This is a genomic window from Clostridium liquoris, from assembly GCF_002995785.1.
GTDB lineage: Bacteria > Bacillota > Clostridia > Clostridiales > Clostridiaceae > Clostridium_AO > Clostridium_AO liquoris.
The window spans coordinates 94,878-113,328 of record NZ_PVXO01000036.1 but is presented as its reverse complement, the minus strand read 5'-3'; the positions used below and the strand labels follow the sequence as shown (position 1 = coordinate 113,328).

General features: G+C 32.1%; 16 protein-coding genes. 4 read left to right on the top strand and 12 right to left on the bottom strand.

The window, feature by feature from the left end:
* Nucleotides 1–55: 55 nt before the first annotated feature.
* From nifJ to sdaAB, 3 genes are all read right to left on the bottom strand, one after another.
* Nucleotides 56–3,580 carry a pyruvate:ferredoxin (flavodoxin) oxidoreductase gene (gene nifJ / locus CLLI_RS07100; protein ID WP_106063526.1) on the bottom strand — a complete coding sequence of 1,175 codons (3,525 nt, stop codon included), beginning with the start codon at nt 3,578–3,580 and terminating at the stop codon, nt 56–58.
* 111 nt (nt 3,581–3,691) lie between these two features.
* Nucleotides 3,692–4,564 carry an L-serine ammonia-lyase, iron-sulfur-dependent, subunit alpha gene (gene sdaAA, locus CLLI_RS07095; protein ID WP_106063525.1) on the bottom strand — a complete coding sequence of 291 codons (873 nt, stop codon included), beginning with the start codon at nt 4,562–4,564 and terminating at the stop codon, nt 3,692–3,694.
* Between the two features lies 1 nt (nt 4,565).
* Nucleotides 4,566–5,249, bottom strand: coding sequence for an L-serine ammonia-lyase, iron-sulfur-dependent subunit beta (gene sdaAB / locus CLLI_RS07090; protein ID WP_106063524.1), 684 nt, complete (start codon nt 5,247–5,249; stop codon nt 4,566–4,568).
* Nucleotides 5,250–5,634: 385 nt separating this feature from the next.
* Here sdaAB and CLLI_RS07085 point away from each other — a divergent pair, with 385 nt between their 5' ends.
* Entirely contained in the window at nt 5,635–6,837 is a 1,203-nt protein-coding gene (locus CLLI_RS07085; RefSeq protein ID WP_106063523.1) for a dicarboxylate/amino acid:cation symporter, read from the top strand.
* A gap of 64 nt (nt 6,838–6,901) precedes the next feature.
* On the opposite strand, the gene CLLI_RS07080 is transcribed toward CLLI_RS07085, so the two are convergent.
* Entirely contained in the window at nt 6,902–7,243 is a 342-nt protein-coding gene (locus CLLI_RS07080) for a cupin domain-containing protein (protein ID WP_106063522.1), read from the bottom strand.
* A 272-nt stretch (nt 7,244–7,515) separates the two neighbouring features.
* Here CLLI_RS07080 and CLLI_RS07075 point away from each other — a divergent pair, with 272 nt between their 5' ends.
* The gene (locus CLLI_RS07075) at nt 7,516–8,913 is read left to right on the top strand and encodes a hypothetical protein (RefSeq protein WP_106063521.1); all 1,398 of its coding nucleotides are present in this window, start codon (nt 7,516–7,518) and stop codon (nt 8,911–8,913) included.
* Between the two features lie 124 nt (nt 8,914–9,037).
* On the opposite strand, the gene rpsA is transcribed toward CLLI_RS07075, so the two are convergent.
* Together rpsA and CLLI_RS07065 are read right to left on the bottom strand one after the other, a co-directional pair.
* Nucleotides 9,038–10,198: a 30S ribosomal protein S1 gene (rpsA, locus tag CLLI_RS07070; protein ID WP_106063520.1), complete on the bottom strand. Its 1,161-nt coding sequence runs from the start codon at nt 10,196–10,198 to the stop codon at nt 9,038–9,040.
* 104 nt (nt 10,199–10,302) lie between these two features.
* Nucleotides 10,303–11,490, bottom strand: coding sequence for a D-alanyl-D-alanine carboxypeptidase family protein (locus CLLI_RS07065; RefSeq protein WP_423236795.1), 1,188 nt, complete (start codon nt 11,488–11,490; stop codon nt 10,303–10,305).
* A gap of 133 nt (nt 11,491–11,623) precedes the next feature.
* Between CLLI_RS07065 and CLLI_RS07060 the strand changes: the two genes are divergently transcribed.
* Together CLLI_RS07060 and ytfJ are read left to right on the top strand one after the other, a co-directional pair.
* Complete coding sequence (locus tag CLLI_RS07060) at nt 11,624–12,202, top strand: DUF2953 domain-containing protein (RefSeq protein ID WP_106063519.1); 579 nt, start codon at nt 11,624–11,626, stop codon at nt 12,200–12,202.
* 16 nt (nt 12,203–12,218) lie between these two features.
* Entirely contained in the window at nt 12,219–12,641 is a 423-nt protein-coding gene (gene ytfJ, locus CLLI_RS07055) for a GerW family sporulation protein (RefSeq protein WP_106063518.1), read from the top strand.
* A gap of 51 nt (nt 12,642–12,692) precedes the next feature.
* On the opposite strand, the gene scpB is transcribed toward ytfJ, so the two are convergent.
* From scpB to CLLI_RS07025, 6 genes are all read right to left on the bottom strand, one after another.
* Nucleotides 12,693–13,313: an SMC-Scp complex subunit ScpB gene (scpB, locus tag CLLI_RS07050; protein WP_106063517.1), complete on the bottom strand. Its 621-nt coding sequence runs from the start codon at nt 13,311–13,313 to the stop codon at nt 12,693–12,695.
* Nucleotides 13,285–14,058 carry a segregation/condensation protein A gene (locus tag CLLI_RS07045; protein WP_106063516.1) on the bottom strand — a complete coding sequence of 258 codons (774 nt, stop codon included), beginning with the start codon at nt 14,056–14,058 and terminating at the stop codon, nt 13,285–13,287. The genes scpB and CLLI_RS07045 overlap by 29 nt, the downstream gene beginning before the upstream one ends.
* An 89-nt stretch (nt 14,059–14,147) precedes the next feature.
* Nucleotides 14,148–15,293: a D-alanyl-D-alanine carboxypeptidase family protein gene (locus CLLI_RS07040; protein WP_479723243.1), complete on the bottom strand. Its 1,146-nt coding sequence runs from the start codon at nt 15,291–15,293 to the stop codon at nt 14,148–14,150.
* Nucleotides 15,294–15,447: 154 nt separating this feature from the next.
* On the bottom strand, nt 15,448–16,752 hold the full coding sequence (locus CLLI_RS07035; RefSeq protein WP_106063514.1) for a pyrimidine-nucleoside phosphorylase: 1,305 nt from the start codon (nt 16,750–16,752) through the stop codon (nt 15,448–15,450).
* A 29-nt stretch (nt 16,753–16,781) separates the two neighbouring features.
* Nucleotides 16,782–17,600: a purine-nucleoside phosphorylase gene (locus CLLI_RS07030; protein ID WP_106063513.1), complete on the bottom strand. Its 819-nt coding sequence runs from the start codon at nt 17,598–17,600 to the stop codon at nt 16,782–16,784.
* Between the two features lie 32 nt (nt 17,601–17,632).
* Nucleotides 17,633–18,448, bottom strand: coding sequence for a purine-nucleoside phosphorylase (locus CLLI_RS07025; protein WP_106063512.1), 816 nt, complete (start codon nt 18,446–18,448; stop codon nt 17,633–17,635).
* Nucleotides 18,449–18,451 lie beyond the last annotated feature (3 nt).

The following is an 18,451-nucleotide window of genomic DNA, read 5'->3' as shown; positions in this document are numbered from 1 at the left end:
TCGCTAAAATACCCTAATATAAAAAGCACCCTGAATCGGGTGCTTTTTATATTATTTAGAAATTTTCAGACATTTTTTTATAGGTAACATATCTTTCCTTAGCATGCTTTTCTGCTGCAGTAAACATTTCTTCTGCAACTTCTGGGAATACAGTAGCTAATGAAGTGTATCTTATTTCCCCTCTGATGAAATCCTGGAAAGATGCTTCCGGTTCTTTAGATTCAAGCATAAATGCATTCTTTCCTTCTTCCTTTAGCATTGGATTGTATCTATATAGGTGCCAGTACCCCGCTGCTACAGCTTTCTTCTCTTCTGCTACACTGCTTCCCATACCAGATTTTATACCATGATTTATACAAGGCGCATAGGCAATTATTAAAGATGGTCCCTTATGTTCCTCTGCTTCTCTTATTGCCTTTATTGTTTGATTCATATTAGCTCCTATAGCTATTTGAGCTACATATACATATCCATAACTCATAGCCATAAGACCTAAATCCTTCTTTCTTATTCTCTTTCCTGCTGCGGCGAATTTGGCTACAGCTGCAGTAGGTGTGGATTTCGACATCTGTCCACCAGTATTAGAGTAAACTTCTGTATCTAATACAAGTATATTTATATCATCTCCTGATGCTAATACATGATCCAATCCACCAAAACCAATATCATAAGCCCAACCATCTCCACCTACTATCCATATAGATTTCTTAGCAAGATAATCTTTCTTATCCATTATTTCTTTTAATATTGGATCCTTAGCATAATCTTCTTTTTTCAATATTTCTATAACATTTTCTGAAGCACACTTAGATTTTTCTCCATCCTCTGTTGAATCCAACCACTGCGTAAATGCTGCTTTAATTTCTTCTTTATAATTATTTGTATTTAGAGCTTCTCTAATCAATTCTTCCAATCTTTCTCTAATATGCTTTGTAGCTAAATACATTCCATATCCATATTCTGCGTTATCTTCAAATAAGGAGTTACCCCAAGCAGGTCCTTCACCTTTGCTGTTTGTAGTATATGGAGCAGATGGAGCACTACCTGCCCAAATAGATGAACATCCTGTAGCATTAGCAACCATCATTCTATCTCCATATAACTGAGTTATAAGTTTAACATAAGCAGTCTCTCCACAACCTGGGCAAGCTCCATTAAACTCAAGCAATGGCTTCCTAAACTGGCTGCCCTTAACAGTGTATACATCCATAGGAGGCTTTTGATTCTCAATAGTTACTGCAAAATCCCAATTAGCATCTTCCATTTCTATTTCTTCTTCTGCTGGTTTCATAATTAGTGCTTTTCCTGGAGCTGGACATATGTCAGCACAGTTACCGCAGCCAGTACAATCTAATGGACTAACTTGAATTCTATATTGATAATTTTCAAGCCCCTTACCTGTTGCCTGCTTAGTTTTAAATGTGTCTGGTGCTTTCCTCAAATCCTCATCTGTGAGTAAATAAGGTCTTATAGTAGCATGTGGGCAAATGTATGAACATTGGTTGCATTGAATACACCTATCAATTTGCCATTCTGGTACAAGTACTGCTATTCCTCTCTTTTCATAAGCAGCAGTACCTAATGGGAATGAACCATCTTCCCTTCCAAGAAAAGCACTTACAGGTAATTCATCTCCTTCAAGTCTTGCCATAGGTATTTGAATGTTTCTTACAAAGTCTGGAATGTTTCTTTCTACAACCTTTTCCTCCACAGCATTTTTCCATGATTCTGGAACATTTACTTTTATTAGTCCGTTTATTCCTTCATCAACTGCCTTCTTGTTCATCTCAACAATTTTTTCGCCTTTTTTACCATAGGTAGTTTGAATGGAATCTTTTAAATACTTAGCTGCATCTTCTATAGGTATTATATTTGCTAATTTAAAGAAAGCAGACTGCATTACCATATTTATTCTTCCGCCAAGGCCAATATTTCTAGCAATACTTATAGCATCTATTACATAGAAATTAATATCATTTTCGGCAATATATCTTTTTAGAGAACTTGGTAACCTTTCATCCAATTCTTTTTCTTTCCATGGACAGTTTAATACGAAGGTTCCACCTTTCTTTAGTCCTTTTAATAAATCATAATTATATAAGAAAGATTTATTATGGCAAGCTATATAATCTGAAGTTGATACTAAATAAGCTGACCTTATAGGTTTTTTGCCAAATCTTAAATGAGAAACTGTGGTGCCCCCAGACTTTTTGCTATCATAGGAGAAGTATGCTTGAGCATATAAATCTGTTTTGTCACCTATTATCTTAACTGCAGTTTTATTTGCTCCTACAGTTCCATCAGATCCAAGTCCCCAGAATTTACAGCTTATAGTTCCTTCTGGTGTAGTATTTACCATGCCTTCTGCAGCAATAGAAGTATTAGTTACATCATCTATTATTCCTATAGTAAAATGATCCTTTGGAGTGTTATTCTGTAGATTTCTATATACAGCAATCAATTCTGAAGGTATTGTATCCTTTGAACCTAATCCATATCTTCCGCCAATTATCATAGGCTTATTTTCTTTTTCATAGAATAATTTTGCTATATCTAAATACAATGGTTCTCCTATAGACCCAGGTTCCTTTGTTCTATCTAGCACTGCTATTCTTTCCACAGTTTTTGGCAGAATATTAAAGAAGTATTTTTCAGAGAAAGGTCTATATAAGTGTACTTTTATAAATCCTACCTTTTCTCCCTGGGTTAACATATAGTCAATAGTTTCCTCTAAGGTATCGCATACAGATCCCATGGCAACTACTATATATTTTGCATCTGGTGCTCCATAGTAATCAAATGGATGATATTCCCTTCCTGTTATATTCTTAATTTCTTTCATATAATTTTCCACTATATCAGGTACTGCATCATAAAACTTATTGGACATTTCCCTTCCTTGGAAATATATATCGGGATTTTGAGCAGTTCCTCTAAGAATAGGATGCTCTGGGTTTAATGCTCTCTTTCTAAACTCATCTATAGCTTTATAATCAACAATCTTTGCTATATCTTCATATGGAATTACCTCCACTTTTTGATATTCATGAGATGTTCTAAATCCATCAAAAAAATGTAAAAATGGTACTCTAGATTTTATTGCTGATAAATGAGAAACAAACCCTAAATCCATTGCCTCTTGAACACTTGAAGAAGCCAGCATTGCAAACCCTGTTTGTCTGCAGGCCATTACGTCTTGATGATCACCAAAAATAGACAGAGCATGAGCTGCAATAGCACGAGCACTTACATGGAAAACACCTGGTAATAGTTCTCCTGCTATTTTGTACATGTTAGGTATCATAAGTAAAAGTCCTTGAGAAGCAGTATAAGTAGTAGTCAAAGCCCCCGCTGCCAAAGATCCATGAACTGATCCTGCAGCTCCTGCTTCAGATTGCATTTCTGCTACCTTTACCCTTTGCCCAAATATATTCTTTTTTCCATGAGCTGACCATTCATCTACGCCTTCTGCCATTGGGGTAGATGGTGTAATAGGAAATATAGCTGCAACTTCTGTAAAAGCATAGGAAGCATATGCCGCTGCTCCATTTCCATCCATTGTCTTCATTACTTTTTTCATAATCCAACCTCCTTATGTAAAATAACAATACATATAGTTTATTATTGGATTAATATTTATTTTTTATGTAACAAAAAACTAGCTCATAAATATTAAGAGCTAGTTTTTCCACTATTTAAATATTTCTTTTTTTAATCTTAAGCCTGTAGGGGTAATAGCTATTCCTCCCAATGCAGTTTCCTTAAGTTCCGATGGCAACTGTTTCCCAACCTTATACATTGCCCAAACTACTTCATCAAATGGTATTTTACTTTTAACACCACATATTGCTAAATCCGCAGTAGTCAAAGCACTTACCGTTCCTGCTATATTTCTTTTAGCACATGGTACTTCAACAAGTCCTGCCACTGGATCACAAACAAGTCCTAAAATATTTTTTATTACTATAGCAGCTGCATCTAATGCTTGTTCTACAGTACCTCCCATCATCTCCACTACTGCAGCTGATGCCATAGCAGCAGCTGAGCCGCACTCAGCTTGGCATCCGCCTTCTGCTCCTGCCATAGTAGCATTTTTAGCTATAATTATTCCAACTCCTGCAGCAGTAAATAAAGCCTGTACTAATTCATCTTCTGATTTATTTAATTTTTCTCCTGCTGATAAAATTGCTGCTGGTAAAATTCCACAAGAACCAGCTGTTGGACAAGCAACTATTTTTCCCATAGCAGCATTAACTTCTGAAGATGATATGGCTCTTGCCATGGCACTTACCATAAATTCTCCTGTTAGTGTATTACCACTTTGAGCATATTTTTTAAGCTTTAATGCATCTCCACCTATCAGCCCACTTACAGACTTTACATTATTTTCTTGTGCATAACTTGAAGAGCTTATCATAACATTTAAATTTTGTCTCATCTTTTCTATTACTTTTTCTCTGCTTAGCCCACTTTTTTCAATCTCTTCTCCTAGTGTATATTCCCATATAGTTATATTTTTTTTATTACATACTTCAATTAATTCCTTGCCCTTTGAAACAAACATATTAAATATCTCCTTCTACAATTGGATTTATAAATTTTACGTTTTCAATTTCTGGAATAACCTTTATTTTATCAATTATTTCACGAGGTATTAAGTTATCAGTTTCCAGTGCCATAGTAGCGTCTCTACCTTTACTATTCCTATAAACTCTCATATTTGCTATGTTCATTTTTTCCTCATATAAAATTGAAGTTATTTTTGCTATTACACCCGGAGTATCTCTATGCTTAGTTATTAGTGTTGGATAGTCCCCTGTAAACTCTACTTCCTGTCCGTCTATGTCAAAAATAACTATGTTGCCTCCTCCAATAGATGAACCAGCTATTACAGATACCTGTCCATCTTCTTTTGTTATTATAAATTTTACTGTATTAGGATGTACATCTCCTAAATCTGTCTCTGTAAATACTAAATCTATTCCTTGTTCCTCTGCTATTTCAAAAGATTTTTTTAAATTTTCATCCCAAGGGTCCATTCTAAGTATACCAGCTACCAAAGCTTTATCTGTTCCATGCCCTTTATAAGTTTTAGCAAAAGAACCATGAAGTAAAAATTCTACTTTTTTTATTCCGCCCCCTGCAATTATGCTGGCTACTTTTGCCAATCTGGCAGCTCCAGCTGTATGAGAGCTGGATGGTCCTATCATTATAGGACCAACTATATCAAATACACCAAATTCCTTCATGTTTTCCCTCCACAATAATAAATTTAAGCATATTATTATGCACATATCAATTCATTTGAATAAGCCTATATATTATATATAATTTTATTATATATCAAATTTATACTTTGTCATCATATTTTTAACAGATGTATATCAATTATAGTACAATTATCCATTGAGCATACAATTGTTCGCCACTATAATACTCCATATTACATAATTGTAAAACTTTTATATTGTGGCCCATTTATGGTTGTATTTTAAAATTTGATGTGATATATTTTATTTAAATAGAACTTTGTATTAATTAATTCATACAAAATATCAATAATTTTTAAATGATCAATCCATTAATGTATACTGTTGTTTCAAGTAATTAAAAATTATACTGGGGGTAATATTTATGAGTAGTAAAAAATTCAAGTTAGGCTTAATTCCAAAAATAGTAATCGGTATCATAATTGGTGTAATAATCGGTAGTTTCTGTCCAGTCTGGTTCACAAGAATCTTTGTTACATTTAGCTCCATATTTGGTAACTTCTTAGGATTTGTAATTCCACTTCTTATAGTAGGCTTTGTAACAGCTGGTATTGCTGAACTTGGTACTGGTGCTGGTAAACTTTTAGGTATAACTGTAGGTATAGCCTATGGATTTACATTGATTTCAGGTTTTTTTGCATATGGTGTGGGAAAAACATTATTACCATCCATAGTCACTGCTGATAGTGCTAGAAATATAGCTTCTGCTGCAAAGGATTTGAAACCTTTTTTTACAATAGACATGCCACCTATTATGGGAGTTATGACAGCTCTTATATTAGCTTTTTTATTAGGTTTAGGTATTGCAGCAATTGATAGTGATCCTCTTAGAAAAATAGCTGAAGATTTTCAAGCAATTATTACCAAAGTAATTGAAAATGTTATTATACCTTTACTTCCTATTCATATAATAGGTATATTTGGCAACATGACATATACTGGACAAGTTGCCACTGTATTTTCAGTATTCTGGAAAGCATTTATAATAATAATTTGTTGTCATCTAATTATAATATTATTTCAATTTGCAATTGGCTGCTCCGTAAGCAAAAAGAATTTATTTAGTTGTTTGAAATCACAAATACCTGGATATTTAACTGCTTTAGGAACTCAATCCTCAGCTGCAACTATCCCTGTTAATTTAAAGTGTTCAGAAAGCATGGGGATTTCTAAAGGAATAAGGGAATTTGTTATACCTCTTTGTGCTACCACACATATGTCAGGCAGTACAATTACTATAACTACCTGTGCTATGGCAGTCATGATGCTTAATAGCATGCCTGTAACCTTAAGCACTTTTGCCGGATTTATAGCAATGTTAGGGGTTTCAATAGTTGCTGCTCCTGGTGTACCAGGTGGTGCAATTATGGCTTCATTAGGAGTTTTGGAATCAATTTTAGGCTTCAGTAAGCCAATGCTTTCACTAATGATTGCACTATATATAGCTCAAGATAGTTTCGGAACAGCTTGCAATGTTTCAGGAGACCAAGCTGTTGCAATGATTGTTGATACTATTCAAGAAAAATCTTCTACTAAGGTGGATAAAAAAACTACTGCAAAAGCATAAACATATTAAAAAGCATGTGTTTACATCAAGTAAACACATGCTTTTTAATTAATCATATTTAACTTTAAGCATTGAACACAACAATTAAAAGCATTTTAAATCTTTCATTGGCTAACAATGCATGAGAAATTCCTGCTGGCATTGCAATGGTTTCACCTTTTTTTACATTGAATTTATTTTCTCCTATTGTTATTTCAGCTTCACCATCGATTATATAAACTAGTGCATCCCCTCCTGAAGAATGAGAACTTATTTCTTCTCCCTTATCAAATGAAAATAATGTTAAACTTAAATTTTTTCCTTGTGCAAGGGTTCTGCTAATTACCTTGCCTTCTTGATAATCTACCAATCCTTCCATATTTAAAGGTACTTCAAAATCAATATTCTTAATAAAGTGCTTATCCATAATTTTTCCTCCTTAAAATAAAATTACGAGTTTTACTAATCTATTGATATTTTTCTTATTAGTTTTAATATAATACGTTTTATTCCAATATTCAGTAACTATGGTTACCATGTCACAAAAATATAAAGGCATATGCCTATCATTACCATATTAAAATTCATGTTTATTTTCTCCTAAACAATATAAGTTTATTCTTAACTTTTTTGGCTGTAACATTTTAACGATTTCTATCATATTTTTTAGTATTAGTAATTTATTTTAGGAGGCTATTTATGGCAATTCAGTTATGTTCTCTTCATTACATCTACTTACTTCTAATTATTATAATATTTATATTCATGGTTCTAAAAAAAGATATTACAGTGCTATGCATGCTGGGTATTTTTATTTTAGGGCTTACTGCTACAGGTTCTATACCTACTGCAATTACTGGTGTATTTAATAGTTTCATATTAGCCATAAACGAGTTGCTTGGCACTATTCTTATTGTATCTGTGATTACTGCCATGGGAGTTATTCTAAATAAAACTGGTATAAATAAAGCTATGGTGCAACCCTTTACAAAGTTCATTAAAACTCCTACTTTAGCATATTGGATCATTGGTATATTTATGATGATAATATCGTTATTCTTCTGGCCATCCCCAGCTGTCGCTCTAATTGGAGCTATGTTGGTACCAGCTGCTTTAGAAGCTGGCTTGCCAGCCTTGGGTGCTGCAGTTGCAATGAATTTATTTGGTCATGGCATTGCCCTATCAGGAGATTTTGTTATTCAAGGAGCCCCGAAACTTACTGCTGATGCTGCAGGTATACCAGTCGGTAAGGTTGTTTCTGCATCTATTCCATTAGTAGCTGTTATGAGCATTGTTACTACTGTAATAGCATTTATTATGATAAAAAAGGATATGAGTTCTGGAAAATTGTCTATAGACAAGAAGGATTTAAAATTTGATGATGAAGATACTCATGAATTTAAAGATTTGCTTTCAGAAAAGGCTAAAAAGATGTTCGCTTTAATAATTATGCTAATGTTTGCTTTTGATATATACCTTATGTACAAACTCAATCTTCAAGGTGGAGATGCTACTGCTCTAATAGGTGGAACTGCTTTAGTAATATTGGTTATAATAACAATGTATGTAAAGAAAAAAGAAGCTTCTTCTTTAATAATTTCATATATTGTGGATGGTTTTGTATTTGGTTTTAAAGTATTTGGTCCAGTTATTCCTATAGCCGCATTTTTCTATCTAGGTGACTTAGGTTTTATAAAGGTATTTGGCGAAGTGCTTCCTAAAGGCTCTACAGGCCTTGTAAATGATTTAGGTCTAGCTCTTGCAAGTACTGTCCCAATTAATGCTCCAATAGGAGCTACTACCCTTACTACAGTAGGTATTATAACTGGCCTTGATGGTTCCGGATTTTCTGGTATATCACTAGCCGGTTCTGTAGCAAAAATATTTGGTACTGCACTCCAGAGAGGCACTGCTACTCTAACTGCTTTAGGACAGATATCCGCTATATGGGTTGGAGGAGGAACTATAATTCCTTGGGCCCTAATTCCTGTTGCAGCAATCTGCAAAGTTGATCCATTTGAACTAGCTAAAAGAAATTTAAAACCTGTAGCTATTGGTCTTATTGTGACCACCATATTTGCTATGTTTTTAATATAATTTTTTTCAAAACACATAGCATTTTAGTATGAATAGTTAATAATAAAGAATAAATAATGATTAAATATATAATCCATTATTTATTCTTTATTATTTAAAATTTATTATTCATTATAAACCTTGTTTATTTCTCAAAATTAAAATCTTTAAATTTATCCTTTAACAAATCCCCTAAGGTTACTCCACCATCATTATCGTTATATTTTGAAATTTCCTCTGATGATGCGCTATTTCCAGCCTTTATACTTAAAGACATTTTTTTAGCTTCTTCATCTATTTCTAATATTTTAACCTTTACTCTATCTCCTATGTTTAAAACATCAGAGGGCTTTAATATTCTATCATCACTAATTTCTGTTATATGTACAAGTCCCTCTAGTCCATCCTCTAACTCTACAAAGGCTCCAAAATCTAAAAGTTTTACTACTTTACCTTCTACTATTTCTCCAACCTTATACTTTGAAATTGCTAACTTCCAAGGGTCTTCTGCCACATCTTTTAACCCTAATGATATTCTATTTTTTTCTTTATCAAAGTCCAATACATATACAGAAACCTTATCTCCTACAGATACTACTTCTGATGGATTATTCACCCTTTTCCAGGATAAATCATTTAAGTGTATTAAACCTTCTACTCCTCCTAAATCTACAAAGGCACCAAATTTCACAATTCTAGTTACTGTACCCATTCTTTTTTCTCCCTTTTGAAGGGATTCCCATAGTTTTTCTTTAATTTTTTCCACTTCTTCTTTTTCTACTTCCTTAGCTGATAGTACAACTTTTCCTTTATACTTATCAAACTCTATTATTTTTACATTAATCTCCTTGTTTATAAATGAATTCAAATCTTTTACATAGGAATAAGATATGTGTGAAGCAGGTATAAAAGCCCTTATTCCATTTATATAAGCTATAGCTCCACCTCTTACAATTTGGCTGACTTTAACTTTAAATATAGTGGCTGAATTAAAGTCTTCCTGAAGATCATCCCAAGTCTTTATTTCATCAGCTTTCTTTTTGGAAAGGGCTACATTTCCTTCTCCATCATTTATTTTAAGTATATAAACATATATTTCATCACCAGGGTTTAATATATCCTCTTGGCTTAATTCATTGCTAGAAATGATTCCATCTGCCATATAACCTATATTAACTAAAACTTCATCTGAAGAAACTGAAACAACTGTTCCTTTCACTACATCTCCTTCATGTATCCTTTTCATGGATTTTTCTATTTCTCCCATGATTTCATTCATTGAAATTTCTTCATTATTATTTTCCATATTTATCTCTCCCTATACTTATGATTTTAAAACTATATATATTATATCAAATTATTGCAATGAAAAATGCAGAAGTTGTCTTCTGCATAAAAACTTTACTATGTTTAATTATTTTTATTAATAATATTAGGCAAATGTATTTTTTTTCTAAGTATGCCTAGTTTATAATCATTAGCAGCAATTAAATTGTTTCTATAAATTAATCTATCTCCTTCAAATACATATACATTTCCTATTTTTTCTCCCTTAAGTACATCATGTTTTATTTCTTTAGGTGCCCTAACCACTACTTCATAATTACTCTGTTTTTTAACTGGTAAAGTTATATCCTTTTCACAAGTTAATTTTATATTTTTTTTATCCGCAGGCGCTTCTCCTATTATTTCTCCTTTAGAATAAAATGTTTTATACTCATAATTTTTCTTCACATACTCATTGATCTTTATAGTCTCATTCCATCTTCCCGGTGCATTTAAAACCACTATAATTACATCATTTCCCTGAATATCTACTGAAGTTACCAAGCATTTACCCGCTCCTCCAGTATATCCTGTTTTTACACCATTAGCTTCAGGTATCTGCCATAATATTTTATTAATATTATGGTAATCTCTAGTAAATCCATATTCTTTACCATCTACATCTTTAGCACTAACTATCTCATCAAATAAGGGATGATTTTTACTTTCTGCTGTAACTACCGCTAAGTCATATGCAGTAGAATAATGGTCTGGATTATCTAATCCATGAGGAGTGTGAAAATGTGAATCTATTAATCCTAACCCTGCAGCATATTCATTCATGAGTTTAACAAATTCCTCCACGCTGCCACTTACTCCCTCTGCAATAGCTATTGCTGCATCATTACCTGAACGAAGCATAAGCCCAAATAATAGTTCTTTTATAGTTATCTTTTCTCCTTTTTTATATCCTACAGTAGATCCATGTATGGCTGCTGCTCTTTGGGAAATCTCAACCTCTTGATCTAATCTGCCATATTTCAACGCTACTAGGGCTGTTATTATCTTTGTGGTACTAGCCATAGGCATAATAACATCTGAGTTTTTTTCTGTTAATACTATTTTTGAGTTAGCATCTAAAGCTATATATGCTCTAGCATTTACAACTAATCTTTTTTCTATATTATTGGGATCTTTCTTAAAATTTAATTCTTCCATAAGATCATTGTTTTCCATTCCACCATAAGCATGAACATACTTAAGAGGAAGTAAAATGTTACTTAAAACTACTGAAAATATAATATAACAGATCATCCTTTTCATTTTTTTCAACGAAATCACCTCTTTCTACTTTAATTATTTTTTACCTATATTTATTTATTACTCATAGAATTATTTTCATAGGCTTTTGTATACTATTTCCTGTCATGGTTATAATATTTAAATGTTACATGGAGGATAGGTTATGATTAACTGGTTAATTATTTTATTAATTTTATTTCTTATCTTTATAATTCCCTTTCCTATTAAAATTTATTTTATGTATAACATGGATGAACTTATCATTAAAATATTATGGAAGACTTATAAATTTACTCCCAAAGATCTAACAAAAAGGCAAAGGGATACAGTTAATAAAGCAGAAAAAAGTACAAAAAAAAGCTTAAATATAAGAAAATTTACATTTAAGCAAATAAAATATATACTTCAAAATTTAAAAAACAATACCTTGAAGCCTAGTATAAACATGTCCATAGAATTAACCTATGGTGTAGATGATGCTGCACTTACAGGCATACTATATGGCATAATATACAATATATATTCTTATTTACAATATTACACCTACTCCTGTTTTAAAGTAAAAGATATGAAATTAAATCTTTATCCTGAATTTAATAAAAAAATAATTGATGCAAAAGTAAACAGTATAATTTATATAAATTTAGTCAAAATTATCTATATATTCATTATTATATTTAAGGGCATACATAGTGCAAATAAAGATTCAAATAACTGTGTAACAAAAATTAATAATATATAGCTAGGGAGGTATTATAATGGAAAATCATCCAATTGAAAATTTAATGAAGAGCACCATGGAAAGCATCAAAAACATGATAGATGTTAACACTATAGTAGGAGACCCGGTAGAATCAAAGGATGGCTCTTTGATAATTCCAATTTCTAAAGTGTCCTTTGGTTTTGCTTCCGGTGGAAGTGAGTTTAGCACTTGTCTAAATAGCGATAATGCAAAATATCCCTTTGGAGGAGGTTCTGGAGCTGGAGTCTCTGTTAAACCAGTAGCCTTTTTAGTGATTAAATGTGACTCAATAAGGCTTCTTCCTATGGAACAAAACAATTCTTATGATAGAATCATTGATTCAGTTCCTCAAATAATGGATACAATAAAAAACTTTATAAAAAAAGATGATGATAAAGAAAAAAATTCTCTTGATAATGATGCATCACCTATAGAATAGAAAAAATATTTGCATAATAATAGTGCAGTAAGATTAAAAATCTTCCCTGCACTATTTCTTCTCAATTTCCTTTATAATATTCTCCTCTAATAATTCATCCTTATCTCCGAAGTCTTTTAATACATCTTCTAAGCTGGGCATTTGATTTAAACTCTCTAAACCAAAATACTTTAAAAATTCTTCTGTAGTTCCATAAAGTATGGGTCTACCCGGCATATCTAACCTGCCACATTCCTTTGTCAAACCTTTTTCTAACAATGTCTGAATTGCCCTGTCACTTTTTACTCCTCTTATTTCATCTATGTCAATTCTAGTGATTGGCTGCTTATAAGCTATAATAGCCAATGTTTCAAGAGCTGCTTGTGAAAGTGATTGTCTTACATTTGTTTTCAATAACTTTTGGACAAATTCGCTATTTTCTTTTTTGGTAGCCAATTGATAACTATCTTCTGTTTCTATTATAATAATGCCCCTATTTTCTTCCCGATATAATTTTTTCATATCTTCAATTAAACTTTTTATAAATTTTGTGTCACATTCCAGTATGTTTGCCATATCCTTTGCTTTAAGTGGTTCTCCACTGACAAAGAGAAGTGACTCTATGACTGAAATAAATCTGTCCTTAACAGGATATTGTTCCATTTCAATTTGATTCATATTTAGTTTTCTCATTTAAATCTACCCTTTCTAAAAATATCTCTTTAAAATTTTCTTCCTGTGTTACCCTTATTACTCTTAATTTTATAAGTTCTAGCATACCTAAAAATGTAACTATCACCTCTATTTTTGCAGAACACTCTTTGGCTAATTTAGAAAATGATATACTTTTACTTTTCTTTATCCTTTGTTTTATATATATCATTTTATCTTCAATCTTATATTGATCTATAGGTATTTCTCCAGATATAGCATTTGTATTCATTTTATTTTTGTAAGTTCTCATAATTTCATTATAGATGTTGAATAAGTCAAGTATAGTAATATTTTTAAATACTTCTTCCATTTTTATGTCCTTTTTATCTTCTACTATTACTTCAGGTTTTTTCGTAAACATAATATGCTCCATACCAGCTTTTGACTTTAAAAAAGCTGCCGCCCCTTTATACTTTTTATATTCAATAAGTTTTTCTATTAATATCTTTTCTGGATCCTGTTCTTCTAGGGTTACTGCACTTTCATCTTCTTTAGCTTTAGGAAGTAATTCTCTGGACTTTATTTGCAATAAAGTAGCTGCAATAACTATAAATTCTGAAGTAATTTCTAAATCCATTTCCTTTAAAGAATTTATATATTGAAGATATTGATTCGTTATCTGGGATATACTTATATTATATATATCCAGTTCATTTTTCTTTATAAGATGAAGTAAAAGGTCAAAAGGCCCTTCAAAATTATCTATCTTTATTTTTAATGCCATATAATATCTCTCCTAGATTTTTTATTAAATATTCCTTTTAAAAATTATATGATAGCCTTTAAATGGACTATCATATAATTAAAATAATGTTATATTCCGTTATTAAATAAATTTTTAAAGTTATATCTAAAATTATCAAAAACACCTGGTTTTTTTATTTCCCTATCACAATAAATTTTCACATTTCCTACTAGGTTACCGTTAAGGTATACTTCGCAATTACCAACTACATCACCTTTATTATAATGTTTCTTTTCTAAATTGACTACACATTTTTTAGTTATTTTACTTTCTGTGCCTCTTTCTACTATAATATTTATATCCTCTAAGGCTTTAGCCATAAAGAATTTATCTTCTCTTTTTCCTAACTGTATCTTTTCTACATTACTATCCTTTGGTACAACCTTCTTGCATTCAAATTTTGAAAAACCGTAATTCATAAGCATACTTGCATCTCTATTCCTAACTTTATATGTAGGTGCCCCCATAATAACAGCTAACATTCTTACTCCATCTCTTACTGCGGTTGCAGAAATGCAATACATAGCCTCATTGGTAAATCCTGTTTTTAATCCATCACAGCCTTTAAAAAATCTAACCAATTTATTATGATTTACAAGACCGATTGGGCTTTTTCTTCCTTCGGATATAGTTTCCATATAGGTACCTGTATATTTAAGTACTTGAGGATGTTTTAAAAGCTCTTTAGACATTAAGGATATATCAAAGGCTGAAGTTACATGACCTGATTCAGAAAGTCCCGAACAATTTTTAAAGGTTGTATCTTTCATTCCCAAGGTCTGTGCCCTTTCATTCATTAATTTTACAAAAGCCTCTTCACTGCCTGCGATATATTCTGCCATAGCTGTGGCTGCGTCATTACCTGAAGCTATAGCTATACCTTTAAGTATTTCTTCTACAGTTCTAATTTCTCCTGTATCTAAAAGCATGCTACTGTTCCCATTTTTGCCCTTCATTTTTGCATTTTCACTTACGGTTATTTTATCTGTTAATTTTATTTTACCTGAATCAACAGCTTCCATGGCAATTAACATGGTCATTATTTTTGTTACGGAGGCTGGAGCAAGTTTCTCATGGGAATTTTTTTCATAAAGTATCTTTCCAGTGGTTGGTTCAATCAATATGGCAGAAGACGCCTCTACATTTATTCCTTCACCTTCTGCTTTTACATTTACAGGCACAAATATAATCTGTGTGAAAAATAATAATAACATAAATAAGCCAATTAACTTTTTTTCTTTATTTTCCATAACATAATTTCCTCCTTCCTTTCAATAATATTTTCCCCTGGCTTTCAAAAATTTATCCATTTAAATATAACAATTTAAAAAGGAAAGAAGTTAAAACTTCTTTCCTTTTTATTCATACTTATTTTACTATTCCATAGATTAGGGGAATATTTTCTTTATATTCACTGCCTATAACATAATTAGCTAATATATCTTTTACAGCCTTCTCAGCCTTTTCCATGCTGTTTGCATGTACATAAGCTAATGGTTCTCCCTCTGTAACCTTATCTCCTCTTTTTTTATTTAATACTACACCTACAGCAAGATCTATAATATCATCTTTTGTAGCTCTTCCTGCCCCTAATTCCATTGCTATTAATCCAATGTTTTCTGCATGAATTTTAGTTACAAAACCTTCTCTGTCACTGTTTACAGGGATAATAAATTCAGCCTTTGAAAACTTTTCTGTATTATCTACATAGGATGGATCTCCACCTTGTGCAGCTACAAACTCCTTTAATTTTTCTAATGCTTTTCCACTTTCCACAGCGTGTATAAGCATTTTTCTTGCTTCCTTCATATCTTTTGCCTTTTGCGCAAGTACTACCATATGTGAACCTAAAGTTAAACATAATTCATATAAATCCTGTGGTCCACTCCCATTTAATGTATCTATTGCTTCTTTTACTTCTAAAGCATTTCCAACACTAAACCCTAAGGGCTGATCCATATCAGAAATTATAGCTACTGTAGTTCTATTTACCTTTTTACCTATTTCCACCATTTCCTCTGCTAGTTCAAAGGCTTCCTCTTTATTCTTCATAAAGGCTCCTTCTCCTACTTTTACATCTAGTACGATACAATCTGCACCAGCAGCTATTTTTTTACTCATTATACTCGATGCTATTAAGGACACATTATCTACTGTTGCAGTAACGTCCCTTAAAGCGTATAACTTTTTATCTGCAGGAGCTAAATTACCAGTTTGTCCTCCCACTACTAATTTTATTTTATTTACATTTTCCACAAACTTTTCTTCAGACATCTCCACAGAAAAGCCTTTGAAGGATTCTAATTTATCTATAGTACCACCTGTATGCCCTAGCCCTCTTCCAGACATTTTAGCTACTGGTATTCCTAAAGAAGCTACCATTGGTCCAAGCACCAAAGTAGTAGTATCTCCAACTCCGCCTGTACTATGTTTATCAACCTTAATTCCTTTGATAGAAGATAGATCTAATACATCTCCCGAATGTGCCATGGCCAAAGTTAGATCTGCAGTTTCTCTCTTATTCATCTTCTGAAAATATATAGCCATAGTTAGGGCTGAAGCCTGATAATCAGGTATATTTCCTTTAGTATAGTTTTCAATAAAAAAGTTTATTTCTTCTGTGGATAACTCCTGTCCATTTCTTTTTTTTAAAATAATATCGTACATTCTCATTTTTTTCACCTCATATAGTGTAAATAGTTTTACATATTTGAAACTATTTCCTTAACCAAGGATATAAATTTCACCATTGCCCTATTAGCAGTTTCCACAACCTTTGCATGGTCTAGAGGTTTCAAATTGTCCGCAATAGCCATATCAGTTATGCAGGATATACCTAAGACTTTCATATTCATATGATTTGCTACAATAACTTCAGGTACAGTAGACATACCTACTGCATCTCCTCCTACATTTCTTAACATTCTAAGCTCTGCTGGAGTTTCATAGGTTGGTCCAGAAACCGCTGCATATACACCACTTTGTACATTAATGCCTAGTTTCTTAGCACAACTTTTGCCTAAATTCACTAAGTCTTTATTATAGGCCTCTGACATATCAGGAAATCTTGGCCCAAACTCTTCATAATTCTTACCAATAAGAGGATTGTTGCCCATAAGGTTTATATGGTCTTCTATTATCATCAAATCCCCAGCTGAAAAATCTGGATTCATACCTCCTGCTGCATTAGTAACTATTATCTTTTCTATACCTAGAGCTTTTATTACCCTAACAGGGAAAGTCACTTCACTCATTTCATATCCTTCATAATAATGAAATCTTCCATTTAAAGCTAAAACCTTTTTCCCCATAAGATCCCCTATTATTAGTTCCCCTGCATGACCTACTACTGTGGATACAGGGAAACCAGGTATATCTTTATATTTTATTTTCTTTTTATTTTCTATATCATTTACTATACTGCCAAGCCCAGTACCCAATATTATTGCTAAATCAAATTTACAATTATCAATTGATGTAATATAATTCTTTGCCTTTTGCACCTTTTCTAATAAATCCATAGTTAATCATCCTTTCCTTGTTGTAGTATACTCTAAATTTCTTTAACTATTTCACTTACCAGCTTTACAAATTTATCCTTTACCCTATTTGAGGTTTCTATAACTTCTTTATGATTTAAAGGTTGATCTAGTATTCCCGCTGCCATATTGGTAATACAAGATATTCCTAAGACTTTTAATCCGCAATGTTTAGCCACTATAACATCTGGAACCGTTGACATACCTACAGCATCTCCACCCAATATTCTAATCATTTTTATCTCTGCTGGAGTTTCATAGGTTGGTCCTGTCATCATCACATAAACTCCCTTTTTAAGTTCTATATTCATATCCTTGCCTATTTTCTCACCTAATTGTATCAAATCTTTATCATAGGCATTGCTCATATCCGGAAATCTAGGACCCACATCTTCTTCATTTTTACCTATAAGTGGATTAGTAAATGCAAAATTAATATGATCCTTTATAAGCATTAAGTCCCCTGGGATAAAACCTTCATTTACTCCACCAGCAGCATTAGTTACTATTAAAGTTTTTATTCCTAAATACTTCATAATATGTATAGGCAATGCCAATATTTCCATTGGATATCCTTCATAGTAATGTATTCTTCCCTGCATCATAACCACATTTTTGCCATTTAATTTACCAAAAACATATTGGCCTGCATGGCCTACTACTGTAGACTTAGGCATATTAGGTATATCTTCATACTTTATATTAACTCTTTCTTCCACCATATTTGCTAAATCCCCTAATCCAGATCCAAGAATTATTCCAATCTCTGGTGTTATGTCTATTCTTTCCTTCACATATTGTACACTTTCCTTAATTTGTTCTAAATTCATTTG

Coding starts and splice junctions, on each gene's coding strand:
- nifJ (WP_106063526.1), bottom strand. CDS start 3,580: ATGAAAAAAGTAATGAAGACAATGGATGGAAATGGAGCAGCGGCATAT.
- sdaAA (WP_106063525.1), bottom strand. CDS start 4,564: ATGTTTGTTTCAAAGGGCAAGGAATTAATTGAAGTATGTAATAAAAAA.
- sdaAB (WP_106063524.1), bottom strand. CDS start 5,249: ATGAAGGAATTTGGTGTATTTGATATAGTTGGTCCTATAATGATAGGA.
- CLLI_RS07085 (WP_106063523.1), top strand. CDS start 5,635: ATGAGTAGTAAAAAATTCAAGTTAGGCTTAATTCCAAAAATAGTAATC.
- CLLI_RS07080 (WP_106063522.1), bottom strand. CDS start 7,243: ATGGATAAGCACTTTATTAAGAATATTGATTTTGAAGTACCTTTAAAT.
- CLLI_RS07075 (WP_106063521.1), top strand. CDS start 7,516: ATGGCAATTCAGTTATGTTCTCTTCATTACATCTACTTACTTCTAATT.
- rpsA (WP_106063520.1), bottom strand. CDS start 10,198: ATGGAAAATAATAATGAAGAAATTTCAATGAATGAAATCATGGGAGAA.
- CLLI_RS07060 (WP_106063519.1), top strand. CDS start 11,624: ATGATTAACTGGTTAATTATTTTATTAATTTTATTTCTTATCTTTATA.
- ytfJ (WP_106063518.1), top strand. CDS start 12,219: ATGGAAAATCATCCAATTGAAAATTTAATGAAGAGCACCATGGAAAGC.
- scpB (WP_106063517.1), bottom strand. CDS start 13,313: ATGAGAAAACTAAATATGAATCAAATTGAAATGGAACAATATCCTGTT.
- CLLI_RS07045 (WP_106063516.1), bottom strand. CDS start 14,058: ATGGCATTAAAAATAAAGATAGATAATTTTGAAGGGCCTTTTGACCTT.
- CLLI_RS07040 (WP_479723243.1), bottom strand. CDS start 15,293: ATGTTATTATTATTTTTCACACAGATTATATTTGTGCCTGTAAATGTA.
- CLLI_RS07035 (WP_106063514.1), bottom strand. CDS start 16,752: ATGAGAATGTACGATATTATTTTAAAAAAAAGAAATGGACAGGAGTTA.
- CLLI_RS07030 (WP_106063513.1), bottom strand. CDS start 17,600: ATGGATTTATTAGAAAAGGTGCAAAAGGCAAAGAATTATATTACATCA.
- CLLI_RS07025 (WP_106063512.1), bottom strand. CDS start 18,448: ATGAATTTAGAACAAATTAAGGAAAGTGTACAATATGTGAAGGAAAGA.